Source organism: Microcella sp. (assembly GCF_025808395.1).
GTDB lineage: Bacteria > Actinomycetota > Actinomycetes > Actinomycetales > Microbacteriaceae > Microcella.
This window is the reverse complement of sequence record NZ_CP075524.1, coordinates 2,541,074-2,553,842: the sequence shown is the minus strand read 5'-3', so window position 1 is coordinate 2,553,842 and position 12,769 is coordinate 2,541,074. Positions and strand designations below refer to the sequence as shown.

13 protein-coding genes and 1 tRNA gene are annotated in these 12,769 nt (G+C 62.6%); 3 read left to right on the top strand and 11 right to left on the bottom strand.

Going from position 1 to position 12,769, the window contains the following annotated elements; genetic code table 11:
• Positions 1 to 49: 49 nt before the first annotated feature.
• The 7 genes from KIT89_RS12480 to KIT89_RS12450 form a co-directional block, all read right to left on the bottom strand.
• Positions 50 to 628, bottom strand: a complete 579-nt coding sequence (locus KIT89_RS12480; protein ID WP_297602117.1) for a DUF305 domain-containing protein — start codon at positions 626 to 628, stop codon at positions 50 to 52.
• Between the two features lie 77 nt (positions 629 to 705).
• Positions 706 to 1,119, bottom strand: coding sequence for a hypothetical protein (locus KIT89_RS12475; RefSeq protein WP_297602115.1), 414 nt, complete (start codon positions 1,117 to 1,119; stop codon positions 706 to 708).
• 33 nt (positions 1,120 to 1,152) lie between these two features.
• Positions 1,153 to 2,100: an alpha/beta hydrolase gene (locus KIT89_RS12470; protein WP_297602113.1), complete on the bottom strand. Its 948-nt coding sequence runs from the start codon at positions 2,098 to 2,100 to the stop codon at positions 1,153 to 1,155.
• 36 nt (positions 2,101 to 2,136) lie between these two features.
• Complete coding sequence (locus tag KIT89_RS12465) at positions 2,137 to 2,697, bottom strand: DUF305 domain-containing protein (RefSeq protein ID WP_297602111.1); 561 nt, start codon at positions 2,695 to 2,697, stop codon at positions 2,137 to 2,139.
• A 90-nt stretch (positions 2,698 to 2,787) separates the two neighbouring features.
• A complete protein-coding gene (locus KIT89_RS12460) occupies positions 2,788 to 3,087 on the bottom strand; it encodes a metal-sensitive transcriptional regulator (RefSeq protein ID WP_179873108.1) in 300 nt (99 codons plus the stop codon).
• Positions 3,077 to 5,479, bottom strand: coding sequence for a heavy metal translocating P-type ATPase (locus KIT89_RS12455; protein WP_297602109.1), 2,403 nt, complete (start codon positions 5,477 to 5,479; stop codon positions 3,077 to 3,079). The genes KIT89_RS12460 and KIT89_RS12455 overlap by 11 nt, the downstream gene beginning before the upstream one ends.
• Positions 5,480 to 6,216: 737 nt before the next feature.
• Positions 6,217 to 6,621: a heavy metal-responsive transcriptional regulator gene (locus KIT89_RS12450; protein WP_179873107.1), complete on the bottom strand. Its 405-nt coding sequence runs from the start codon at positions 6,619 to 6,621 to the stop codon at positions 6,217 to 6,219.
• A gap of 54 nt (positions 6,622 to 6,675) precedes the next feature.
• Here KIT89_RS12450 and KIT89_RS12445 point away from each other — a divergent pair, with 54 nt between their 5' ends.
• Positions 6,676 to 6,972, top strand: a complete 297-nt coding sequence (locus tag KIT89_RS12445; protein WP_179873106.1) for a thioredoxin family protein — start codon at positions 6,676 to 6,678, stop codon at positions 6,970 to 6,972.
• A 67-nt stretch (positions 6,973 to 7,039) separates the two neighbouring features.
• The gene (locus KIT89_RS12440; protein WP_179873105.1) at positions 7,040 to 8,392 is read left to right on the top strand and encodes an NAD(P)/FAD-dependent oxidoreductase; all 1,353 of its coding nucleotides are present in this window, start codon (positions 7,040 to 7,042) and stop codon (positions 8,390 to 8,392) included.
• Between the two features lie 134 nt (positions 8,393 to 8,526).
• Here KIT89_RS12440 and KIT89_RS12435 read toward each other — a convergent pair.
• The 3 genes from KIT89_RS12435 to KIT89_RS12425 all read right to left on the bottom strand — a co-directional run bounded on the left by KIT89_RS12435 (position 8,527) and on the right by KIT89_RS12425 (position 10,629).
• A tRNA-Arg gene (locus KIT89_RS12435) sits at positions 8,527 to 8,598 on the bottom strand.
• A 12-nt stretch (positions 8,599 to 8,610) separates the two neighbouring features.
• Entirely contained in the window at positions 8,611 to 10,014 is a 1,404-nt protein-coding gene (locus KIT89_RS12430; RefSeq protein WP_297602105.1) for a hypothetical protein, read from the bottom strand.
• A 75-nt stretch (positions 10,015 to 10,089) separates the two neighbouring features.
• On the bottom strand, positions 10,090 to 10,629 hold the full coding sequence (locus KIT89_RS12425; protein WP_297602103.1) for a hypothetical protein: 540 nt from the start codon (positions 10,627 to 10,629) through the stop codon (positions 10,090 to 10,092).
• A gap of 47 nt (positions 10,630 to 10,676) precedes the next feature.
• Between KIT89_RS12425 and KIT89_RS12420 the strand changes: the two genes are divergently transcribed.
• Positions 10,677 to 11,627 (top strand): alpha/beta hydrolase, encoded by a 951-nt coding sequence (locus tag KIT89_RS12420; RefSeq protein ID WP_297602101.1) that lies wholly within the window; start codon positions 10,677 to 10,679, stop codon positions 11,625 to 11,627.
• Between the two features lie 7 nt (positions 11,628 to 11,634).
• On the opposite strand, the gene KIT89_RS12415 is transcribed toward KIT89_RS12420, so the two are convergent.
• Positions 11,635 to 12,573, bottom strand: a complete 939-nt coding sequence (locus KIT89_RS12415) for a nuclease-related domain-containing protein (RefSeq protein WP_297602099.1) — start codon at positions 12,571 to 12,573, stop codon at positions 11,635 to 11,637.
• Positions 12,574 to 12,769: the final 196 nt, after the last annotated feature.

Below are 12,769 nucleotides of genomic sequence, written 5' to 3'. Positions count from 1 at the left end.
CCGACGGAGAGGGCGGCGACCGCTGTTGCGGCCGCGCCTGTCCGCCGCATCACGAGTCCAGCATCGAGCGCATCAGCTCGATCTCCGCCTTCTGGCTGGCGACGATGTTTCGCGCCAACTCGCGCACGCCGGGGTGCTCGCCATCATCAAGCACGTCCTCCGCCATCTCGATTGCGCCCTCGTGGTGGACGATCATCTGCTCGAGGAACAATTCCCCTGCTTCAGATCCACTGGCGTCCTCGAGTGCCTGCATGTCCTCTTCGGTCATGCCTGCCATGCCGCCCATGCCGCCGTGATCCATGCCATCCATGTTGTCGCTCATGGTGGGCATGCCCCAGTCGTCGAGCCACTGCTTCATCTGCTCGATCTCGGGCCCCTGGGCGGCCTTGATCTGTTCGGCCAGCGCAACGACCTCGGGGTCGACGTCGGACTTCGACAGCAATATGTCGCTCATCTCGATGGCTCCCTCGTGGTGCGGGATCATCATCTGCACAAACATGACGTCTGCCATGTTGGCGCCAGAGCTCTCAGACGGCTCGGTGGTGGTCGAGCATGCGGCGAGCCCTACCATGCTGATCAGGGCGAGTGCACCCGCTGCGAGCGCGCGGGTACGGAATGACTTTTTCATGGTTCTACTTCTTTCGTCAGTGTTGGCTGTTCGGTCGCGGTGATGACGGCGTGACTACGCGGTCATCCGGCGGCGAATCACTGACGGTTGATGCAGAGTTCTGAAAGCTCAGGAGGGCGCGGTTCCGCAAGACGGCGAGGTGTGCTGTCGAGTGTCGATACGCTCGGGGCCAACAAGCCAAATCGGGAAGCCACGAGGGGAAGAACCAGGCTGACGACAACGATCAGTGCCAGGTATACACATGCCATCAACAGCGCGGCGTGATCGTCTGCACAATCAACGCACACGGAAACCTGCTCATCCGGACCGATGGCCTCCACGTGAGGAGCGACAGCGTCAGAGTGGCTGTGCTCCATGGAGGTCACAGAACCAGCGACCGCGCTCGATGCTGCAGTCGAATGACCGGCAGGGGTCGATCCATGGGCGCCCATGGCGACGCCGACGACCGCGAACATCGCGATCAGCAGCCCATATCCGAAGCGCCGAAGCATCTGCCATACCTCCAGGGGGTATTCTCTCACACCTCAGGAATCCGATTCAGCGTATTCGCTGAGAACAGCGCGCACGATCGATTCACAGCCGGCGGGGTCGCTGAGAGGCAGACGATGGCCGCCAGGTAAGCGTGTGGACGAAACGTTCGAAAACCTCTGAGCGATCTCGTCGGCCCCTCCGGGAACCTGCACGGGGTCTCTACCGCCGTCGACCAGTCGCACCGGGCCGTTCCGGACGGCCAAGTCGACAAGTGCATCAGACCACCCAGGATCTCGCACGAGCGAGTCGAAGCCTGCGATGTAGCCCGGCCAGGTGTGTTCGACGGAGTCCCGGGCGATCGCGACAGGCAGTCGGGGGCTGATGGCGACTGCAACGCCGCGTGCCACGGTGCGGTTGTCGCACATCCAGTGGCACACTCTTTCGGCCAGCGGGCCTTGCGAGAGCAGCGCCTCGAACCAGCCCATATGCCGGATGCGGTCGTTGGCCTCCACAGCTGAACGATACAAGGGAGCATCGAAAGCCACGACTGCACGCGTAGGTGCGTGTCTCGCGCCCGCCCGGATCGCCAGGGATGCGCCCATAGAGTGGCCGACAAACACAACGGGCCGAGAAAGAAGGTCGAGGGTCCGCAGCACGTCGAGCACGGCATCGACGTGCACCCCCGCATCGACGGTCTTCCGAAGCGCCGGATGGTGAATCGAGGCACCGAATCCGATCGGGTCAATGGCTACGACGCGCGCGATCTGCCCGAGCACGTCATATGACTTGCCCCAGAATCGCTCACTCGAGGCGAGGCCCGCGAGCAGCACAACGACCGTCTCGCCGGTTCCAAACACGCGCACCCCGAGGCCCGCGACCTGGGTGCGCTGGCCGGTGCCCTGTCGCCACCGCCGAACTTCAGGAGAATGCGCGTGAAGGCTCGACCATACGAGCGGCGGAGCTGCGAGGGCCGCTGTACCCACGACGTGCCACACGTTCATGATCGTGGAGCGTAGCCAGCAAGCGCGAGCTGTGCACTAGAGGTTTGCACGGAGACGCTCCATCTCGGCGATCTCGATGGTCTGCTGCTCAATGATGGCTCGAGCGAGCGCGACGGCTTCGGGGTACTTGCCCCCCTCAACTTCGACCTGGGCCATCTCTACTGCGCCGTTGTGGTGCACGATCATTCCTTCCAGGAACAGCCGGGCAGCCTCAACACCCTGTGCGTCCTCCAGGGCCATCATGTCTGTTTCGCTCATCATGCCGCTCATCATCATGGCGTGACCGCCATGGCCTCCCGTCATAGATGGCGCATCCCATTCCTTGAGCCATGCATTCATCTGATTGATCTCGGGCTGCTGGGTTGCTTCAATCCGGGCTGCGAGCTCTCGAACCTCAGCGGGGATTCCCTCCTTGGCCAGAATGACTTCTGCCATCTCCAGGGCCCCCACATGGTGGGGAACCATGTTCGAGGCGAAGGCTACGTCTCGATCGTTGAATGGTTCGGCTCGGTTCATCCAAGTGAGCGCTCCTGCGACACTTATTCCAAGAATCGCAACGATCCCGGAAATGATTGCTATACGTTTTTTCACTGTCATCCTCCTTCCACTTTCGTGGGTATTAGTACTCGACTTGAAAACAAGTCGAGGCGTCGCAATGGCTGAACCACTGCAACGCCTCACCTCGTTCTAGGAGCGCACCAGACGCGCGATTGCTTGGGCTGCCTCCTCAAGCTTGGCTTCGGCAACGTCACCGCCAGATCGAACGGCATCGCTGACACAGTGCTTCAAGTGTTCATCCAGTAGCCCCACGGCCACGCCCTGTAGCGCGCTTGTGAGGGCCGAGATCTGAGTCAAGATGTCGATGCAGTACTGCTCTTCATCCACCATCCGGTGAATTCCACGCGCCTGGCCCTCGATGCGCTTGAGTCGAACAAGATACTTGTCTTTATCGGCAAGGTAGCCGTGGGTGGCCTGATCAGCTGACATGCGCAACCTCCCTCTTCGGCGGGGATACCGAACCCAGGATGGCCTTCACGCTCGCCTCGGGTTTCAGGTCAAGGCGTCGCAGCCACTGCGCGTTCAATGCGACCACGATGGTGGAAACCGACATCAGGACAGCCCCGATGGACATGGGTAGCACGAACCCGATTGGCGCTAGCACACCAGCAGCAAGCGGCACCGAGAGGAGGTTGTAGCCCGCCGCCCACCACAAGTTCTGCTTCATTTTTCGATAGGAAGCCTTCGAGAGCTGAATCACCGACAGCACCGATCGCGGGTCAGAGCTTGCCAAGATCACCCCGGCCGAAGCGATGGCGACATCAGTACCGGCACCAATGGCGATACCGACGTCTGCTTGTGCAAGGGCCGGAGCGTCATTAACGCCATCACCGATCATCGCGACCGAGCGACCTTCGTTCTGAAGCTCCCGCACCTTGGCCGCCTTGTGCTCTGGACGAACGCCAGCAAAGACACGATCGATACCGAGTTCGGCTGCGACCGTGTGAGCGACTGCCTCGGCATCACCCGTGATCATCACGACCTGACGTCCAAGAGCGTGCAACGCCTCTACCGCTTCTCGAGATTCATCTCTGATCGCGTCAGCCAGGCGCAACGCCCCGACCACTGTTCCGTCCGACACGACGTGGAGGATGATTGCTCCCTCCTTGCGCCACTCATCCGCGATTGCGAGCTCTGTCCCGTTCTCTTCAGTAAGGAGGTGTGGCCCGCCCACGCGAACTTTCTTGCGCTCGACGAGCGCGGTCACCCCAACTGCTGGGGAAGAGGTGAAGTCACTCGCCGTTGGCACGTCAATGCCGCGGCGTCGTGCAGACTCGACGATTGCACGAGCCAGCGGGTGTTCGGAGTCGGACTCAGCCGCGGCAGCGAGCGCTACGACCTGATCTTGGGTGAACCCATCAATCGCTTCGACTGAAGTGACCGTCGGCTCACCCTTTGTGAGGGTGCCCGTCTTGTCAAACAGGATGGTGTCGACTGTCCGCATGCTTTCAAGGGCGAGACGATCCTTAATGAGAACGCCTCCACGAGCAGCTCGCTCGGTCGCGATCGAAACAACGAGCGGAATGGCAAGACCGAGGGCATGCGGGCAGGCAATGACCAGGACCGTAACGGTTCGAATGACCGCATCCTCCGGAAGACCAACAAGGCTCCACACGACCGCAGTGACGACTCCGGCGGCAAGCGCGAACCAGAATAGCCATGCGGCAGCGCGGTCTGCGATCCGTTGTGCACGCGACGTCGAATTCTGCGCCTCGGTGACCAGGCGCTGAATGCCTGCCAACGCAGTGTCGTCGCCCACCGCGGTGATCTCAACACGGATCGATGAGTCGGTCGCGATTGTGCCAGCGACGACGATTGCACCTTCACTCCGTGTCACAGTCTGTGACTCACCGGTGATCATCGACTCGTCCATGCTCGCAGAACCAGAAACGACCCGGCCGTCCGCCGGAACGCGACCACCAGGACGCACCACAATCACGTCGCCGAGTTCCAGATTTGCCGGCGCGACTGTGCGGAACTGATCTCCGTCCACGACTTCCGCCTCGTCAGGAAGTAAAGCGGCCAGCGAGTCAAGCGCCGATGTCGTTTGCGCGAGGGAACGCATTTCGATCCAGTGACCAAGGAGCATGATGACGATCAGCAGTGCAAGCTCCCACCAAAAGTCGAGCTGATGATCAAGGAGCCCAAGGCTTGCGCCGAGCGACGCGACAAATGCGACGGTGATGGCAAGTCCAATGAGCAGCATCATTCCCGGCTTGCGGGATCGGATTTCCGAGACTGCTCCCACCAGGAAGGGCCGACCACCCCAGAAATACATGGCCGAACCGAACAGCGGCGAAACCCAGGTCACCCAAGGCCAGTCAGGAAGTTCGTAGCCAAGAAGCATGGCGAACATGCTCGAGAGCCCAACCACTGGCACTGCCAGCACCAACATGATCCAGAAGAGACGTCGGAACTGACCCACGTGATCACCGTGACCAGCGTGACCAGCGTGGCCAGCGTGCGCACCGTGTTGCATCGCGGATTGGTCCGACGACTGATGTCCACCATGCTCATGGTGGGTGGGGGCATTGTGGGCGTGCTTGTCTTCGGACGCCGCTCGTCGCCGGATCACTTCGTGGGGAGACGGGAGCGTTTCAGCAGAGGCCGCGAACTTCTCCGGATCCGCGTCAAAGCGGAGGACGCATCCTTCGCAGCACAGCCAGTACCTTTGCCCGTGAAAATCTCGGTAGAGACCTGCTTCCTCTGAGTCGCTCTTCACGACCGCGTTGTTAGGCATCACAGGACACACCGCAAGCTTCGACTCCGGTGTGCTCGTCGATGCCAGCGAAGGGTGGACATTGTGATCGTGGTGCTGCATTGCTTCTCCTTACCCGCAGGGGCTTCTTACCCCAGTATACCCCAGGGGGGTATATGCGTAAAGGCTTTTGGAGGCGCGTGATTGAACACTCGATGGACGAGATCGGTCTACCCACCGACGACAGATGTCCCCGCAAGAGGCAGGGGCGAAGACGAGCTCTGCAAGTGCAGGGGTGACGAGTAGCTCCCCCGAGCGGAATACCCGACCGGAATACCAGTGCACCTGCTGCAGGTCTACTCGAACCCCCCGGCGGGTCAGACGCCACCTCAGGAACTACTGTTCCGATCGATGAAGCGAGACCGCCCTGAAGAGGGGGTGTCCGGAACTTCCCGCAGAGCACGCCAGTTACGCGAACGGGAAGTAGACGAACTTGTGGCCCGATATGACGAGGTCCGGAACATGCGGCAGGTCGCACGTGAGTTCCGCATCTCACGTACAACGGCGGCGAAGGTGCTGGCGATCCGAGGAGTTGCCACGTCGCGGGGAATGAGTTCGGTCGAGATCACGCTCGCGGCAGAGCTGTATGAACAAGGTGAGTCGAGCGGCACGATTGGCCGAAGATTGGGTTACGACAATCACACAGTCCTGAGAGCGCTACGCGAGGCAGGAGTCCAGATTCGACGCCCACTCGGTCGCTGAACAATGGCGACTTCGACACCGGACCGCGCTGTTGCTGCTGCGGCTGCGGCTGAATCAGGGTCCTCGGGGAAGGCGGCACTCTGGGCGTCCCCATCACGTTATTGACCGACCTTCACTATGACGTTGCAGACGCTGCCCGGTTCACAGTCGGTGGGGTCTAGCTCTCGACTCGCGGCGATCATCTGATGCAACTCTGCTTCCAGGACAGCAAGTTCGCGTTGCCGGCGCTGCACGTCCTCAAGCTTCGTGGCAAGAAGCGCCGACGCGTGCTCGCAGGGTGTTTCGCCGGCCTCACGGATGTTGATGATGCTGGCGATCTCAGCGAGCGTCAGGCCTGCCGCCTGAGCAGATCGAATGAAGGTGAGGCGCGATTTGGCCGCGTCGTCATATCGGCGATACCCATTGCCTCCACGCGCAGACGGCGATATCAGTCCCCGTCGCTCGTAGAACCGAATTGTCTGCGAGGGCACACCGCTGGCTGTGGATAGATCGCCAATCTTCATAGGCCCATTTCACCACTTGACCTTGTATCGCGCTACAACGTTTATGGTTCGAGAATGGAAATCACGCTGCAGTACTTCGACGGGTGCCCAAACTGGTTGATCGCGGCCGAACGATTGGCGACTATCGCGGCGGACCGCCCTGGCATCACCGTGAACCACAGGCTGGTCGAAACCTTGGAAGAGGCAGAGGCGATCGGCTTTCGTGGCTCGCCGAGCATTCTTGTGGATGGAGTAGATCGCTTCGCCGACCCATCGGCCGACGTCGGGCTCGCCTGCCGCGTGTACGGGACGCCAGCTGGATTAGCCGGCTCCCCCACACTGGAACAGCTGCGCGACGCGATCCCCGCATGAGAAGACTCAGTGCGCACATGGTTCCCGTTCATCGTTCCCTATCGCTAAGGCCAATGGGAGGAAATCTGTGAGCGAGGAATACGACCTGTTCGTCATCGGCGCGGGGATGGCAGGAATCACCGCAGCTAACCGCTGTGCATCCCACGGCTGGCGCGTCGGCATCGTCGACACCCTCCCCTATGGGGGCACATGTGCCCTGCGCGGCTGCGACCCGAAGAAGATTCTGCGCCGTGGTGCGGAGGTCATCGACGATGCTCGCCTGATGCAGGGCAAGGGCATCGACCAGAACGGGCTCGCGCTCGACTGGCCAGCACTGATGCAGCACAAGCACGGCTTCACCGACGACGTTCCTGACGCCATGGAGTCCAGGCTCAAGCGAAACGGCGTATCCACATTTCACGGGGACGCCCGATTCGTCAGCCCTCACGACCTCGAGATCAACGGCGAACAGCATTCCGCGAGACGATTCCTCATCGCCACGGGGGCACGGCCCCGACCGCTTGAGTTCCCCGGCCATGAGTACCTGATCGACAGCACCGAATTCCTCAACCTCGAAGCGCTGCCCGCCAGGATCGTGTTTGTCGGCGGCGGATTCATCTCGTTCGAGTTCGCCCACATCGCAGCGCGCGCTGGCGTGGACTGCGTGATCATCGATCACGGCGAACGTCCGCTGCGTGCATTCGACCCGGATCTCGTCGACCTGCTCGTGCGCCGCACCGAGCAGGCAGGGATACGCGTGAACCACAGCAGCTCCGTCAGCGGAGTCACTCGCACGCCCACACGGTTTAACGTCGCGGTCGATCAGGACGGTGCCACGACCACCATCGACACAGACTTGGTCGTGCATGGCGCGGGGCGCGTTCCCAACTTCAACGGCCTCGACCTTGCTGCAGCCGATATCGCGTCGGGGCCACAGGGTATCGACGTGCTCGGGCACTTGCAGAGCCGCAGCAATCCGTCGGTCTACGCCGCAGGTGACGCGGCGGACACCCCCGGCGAGCGCCTCACACCCGTGGCAGTCTTCGAGGGCAAGGTGGCCGCATCCAACATGATCAAGGGCACCGAGACGGTGCCCGACTATGCCGGTGTGCCGTCTACCGTGTTCACAATCCCGGAGCTGAATCGAGTCGGGATGCTCGAGCATGAAGCCGCTCGCGACGGCCGCGAGACCTCCGTACGGTTCCACGACACCAGTGGCTGGTACAGCAATTACCGTGTCGGTGAAACCACAGCCGCCACCAAGGTGATCGTCGACTCAGCGACCGATCAGATCCTCGGGGCGCACCTCCTCGGCCCCGGCTACTCGGAAGTGATCAACACCTTCGGCCTTGCTATCAAGCTCGGCCTCACCACCCGACAGCTGAAATCCGCGACGGCTACCTACCCTTCCGTTGGCTCCGATCTCGGCTCCATGCTCTGACTGAGACACTCATCAGGCTGGGCCGATCGCGGTTCGGCAGCGAGCCGCTCGTGACACCAAAAACGGAGCCGACAGCAGTCCAAAATTGCTGATGGATCGCCTATTGAGATATTCCGGTCGGATATTCCGGTCGGTGCCCCTGGAGGGACTCGAACCCCCAACCCTTTCCTTAGGACGGAACTGCTCTTCCATTGAGCTACAGAGGCGGTGCATCCACTCTATTCGCTGATCGGCACACTGACGCGTCGCGCCCGTATCGCGACCACGCCCGCGACTGTCATCAGCAAGGCAAGAACTAGTCCCCAGCCGACAGAATTCGCACCCGTGTCGGCAAGCGCCGCACCGAGCGTGAGTTCACCAGCCGCGGAGTTGTTCGCCGCATCAGCATCATCTGCGATCGAGACCGACGCGGTAATCGTCACCGGTAGCACTGCGACACTTGATGCAGCCAGATTCATCGTGACGTTGGGGTATGACTCGCCAGCGTGAAGGCGATCGGCGCCCGTACCGGCGCGGGTGCACGTCACGAGTTGGCCGACAGTGGCGCACGACCAACCGGTACCTGTTGCGCTGAGCGCCGTGATGCCCGCCGGCAGCGTACTCGTCAGCGTGACGGTGTCATTGGTCGAACCCGCTGCTGCGTCGTTCGACACGGTCATCGACATCGAGCCTTGAAGAGTGCCCGGGTCGATCGAGCCCGGGGCGAGGCCGATCGCGAGATCGGGGGCGAGGGTGGTGACCGTGAAGTCTTGAACTCCGTGCCAGTTGGTGGCCCCACCCGTCGACGCGGTGAAGCCGAGTTTCAGCGATTCTGGCATCGACCCCTCGCCGTTGATCGTCGTGAGATCGATGCCCGTCAACTCAGTGACGAATCCCGACCCGTAGTCAATGGCGACTGACATGATCCCGAGACGGCTGATGTTGACCACGACGGGTCGACGCGCCAGCTCGCGATCCCAACTAGTACCGCTCGACAGCGACCCTGAGGCGGCCACACGGGTGATGTACTGATAGTTGGTCGCTTCGCTACCGCGCACGACGATACTGTTCGCTTGGTTGGGCGCCCCGCCAGAACCGACACCGACTGCCGAGAAGGCACCGTAGGTGTCGAAAGCAATCGCCGCGTAGCCTCCAGCAATGCCGGGAGTCGAGCCGATGCTCGCGTAACCGAGGCCCGCTCCGGTAGCGCCGCTCGAGGTTGGCGTGACCGCGCCATCGATGAACATGAGTGCCATGCCGTCGCCCGGGTCAAAGCCACCGCCGTACTGAAACATGTCGAACGAAATCTCGAGCCCTCGTGTGGTGTCGATAGGCGTGTTGAGAATGACGTAGCTTGCTTGTGAGTTGCTCTCGGTGAGGCGCAAGATGCCGTCTCCGGGCGCCTCGCCGATACCGCAGGAGGGCAGTGACGTGACCGGCGTCGCTCCCGTACCCGCCGTGAGGCACGGCGCAGTGTTCGAACCGCCATACAACCATGCGTCCGCTGCAGTCGACGATCCCCTGAAGCTCTCATCGTCGAGCACCACGGGCGCCGCGAATGCCGCCACTGACGACGTGGCACAGAGGGCGATGATCAGCACCCCGGTAGCAACCATTCGTCGACCCGTTGACTTCAGACTCATCAGTACCCTCTCGCGTTCTGACTCCAGCCTATGGGCAATGTCGACTTCGGCTCACCGCCAGAAGAGGGGTCGGGATCAAACTCGCTCGATGGCTCTGAGCGAGTTCAGCAGCTTCTGGGCTCGCCCGCGCACCGACTTGTGGCGGCTGGTCGTGAGCGTGCGCAACTCAGGCACAAGCCACGTGGCCAGCTCGGGGCGCTGCCGCGCGAAGTGGGCGAGAGACTCGGCAGTGGTGTTCTGCACGATCCAGTCGTCATAGTGCAGGTTTGCCTGCATGATCGCGATGGCCGCGTCTCGCTGCAGCGGGCTCATGAGCGCGTCGAGCAGCACGTACACAATCGCGAGAGTCCACTTCGTCGAGGCCTGATCGATCTCGGCCACCCAGCCGAGCAGGTCGTCGAGGTGCGCGACCACCCACTCGGGCCGCTGCTGGGCGACGCGCTTGACCGCGCTCGAGACGCGAAGCCGCACCACTGCATCGTCGCTGCGATAGCACGCCACGAGGTCGGCGAGTAGCGCGCGATCGGCGAGCACCTCGTCGACAACACTCACGGTGTTGCCGAGCGAGTTCGGGTGGCCTCCCGTCAACGTGCTCTCGAAGCGACTCACCGACATGACGTCAGGGTAGCGGCACGGCACCTGCGGGTGTCTAGAGTCGACACATGACCGGCAAAGACGCCCCCGAATACCACCCCGACCTCACACGAGCACGCTTCATGCCCCCCACCTCGGCGACGCGAGGCAACCGGCGCATCTTTCGAGCGATAGCGCGTGTGGGCAGTCAGAAGCCGCCCGCCGGCGGCGAGCTCGTCGAGATCGGTGAGGGTATCACGGTGCGGGTGCAACGACCGAAGGGCACCAGTGCCGACGATGCCGTGCGCCGCCCGGCCGTTCTGCACATGCACGGCGGCGGTCTCATCGTGGGTTCGGCCATGCAAGGTGATCCGCTGTGCCGACGCATCGCCGACGAGCTCGGAGCCGTCGCCGCGAGCGTCAACTACCGCATGCCGCCCGAGCACCCCTACCCGGTTCCGCTCGACGATTGCTACCGCGCGCTGCAGTGGTTGGCTGCGCAACCCGATGTCGACGCGAACCGCATTGCCGTGATCGGTGAGAGCGCCGGAGGCGGGCTCGCCGCATCCCTCGCCCTGCTCGCTCGCGATCGCGGCGAGGTCGCGGTGGCCGGTCAGGTACTGATGTATCCGATGCTGGATGATCGCACTGGGTCAGACGACGCCCCCCACCCGCGCGGCCTGCGCCTCTGGAGCGTGCGCAGCAATCGCCTCGGCTGGGGCATGTATCTCGGCGCAGGCACGTCCGGCCCCGCCGCAACGCCCCTCGACGCCGCCACTCTCGAACTCGCCGTGCCCGCGCGCCGCACCGACCTCAGCAACTTGCCGCCAGCGTGGATCGGCGTCGGAACCCTCGACCTCTTCCACGACGAAGACGTCGAGTACGCGCGGCGCCTCACCGCCGCGGGCGTCGACTGCGAACTGCACGTCGTGCAGGGCGCGTACCACGGCTTCGACGTTGCCGAACCGAAGGCCGCAGTCTCATGCGACTTCTTGCGACGTCAGATCGACGCCCTGCGGGGCATGCTCAGCGCGCATTGAGCAGATGCTACGGCGCCACCGACGGAGTCAGCGCGGAAGTGAGCGCTTCGATGAACCCTGGCCCCCACACCGGGTAGGTCAACCCTGCGACGATCAGCAAGCCCAGCTTGATGAGATCTTCAGTTCTACGAGCACGTCTCGCTTGCTCGCGCCGCGACGGCCGACGCGATGACGGCCGCGCAAGAGACGGTGATCGGGCGAGCGTTCGTGCAGGCGGGTAGACACGGTGACCGTTCTCCACACTGGGCGGCGGTGGAGTCGGGCCGACGGCAGCCATCAATCGTCTAAATCGTTCCATGACTCGAAAAGTGTCAGCGGCCGTGGGGTCGACATGCCACGTAGATGGGTCATCAGTTGCACGCCGAACCGCCTCGAGCTGCTGTGGGCTCGCCGGTGATGTCGGTTGCTCGCTGAGCCACGCGACCAGTTCATCTGCACTGACAATGATCGGATTCGTGCGGGTACCTTCGCGCACGTCGTTGAGAACTCTTGATTCAACGAAGACAAGAACAGCTGTGACCGGAACCCTGAAACCAACCGCGGCCGTCAGTCGTCGTGAGGCGTCGGCCGCCTCGACGCGCGAGCGGCCCAGATACGGCTGGTTTTGGTTGTTGACCCTGAGTACGCGATCACCTATCCAAATACTCGCGTCAGCATGCCGCTTCGTGTTGAGCGCGAATACGCCGCTCGGACCAATCACGAGATGATCGATATCGGTCGCTCCTTCACCGATGGGAACGGAGTGACGAACTGTCCACTCAGGCCCAAGCCTACTGAGCAAGCGGCCGACTTCTAGTTCGCCGATGGCGCCCACGTACCACGACCACGCATCAGGGTGAAGGGTGGTGTACTTGGCCTGGCGCAGCGAGGGTTGTGCGAGTTCGGCAGCCGACTGAATCTCGAGGCACTTCTGAGCAACCGAGTAGCCCGCCTCGCGCGAGCGCATGACACCCGCGGTGCTGGAAGCCCGCGCAAGGGCACTATCGTCACTTGGTTGCATGGTCTGTCTGTCCTCTCAGACCACACTAACGACGCAGAAACCGAGCATGCCTCCCCTCTTCGGGGGTCGCTCTGTGCCCCGCGCGGCATGTGCCGCGAGAGGCACATTGCGAAAGTAGAAACTCCCTCCCGGCGCGAGCGCG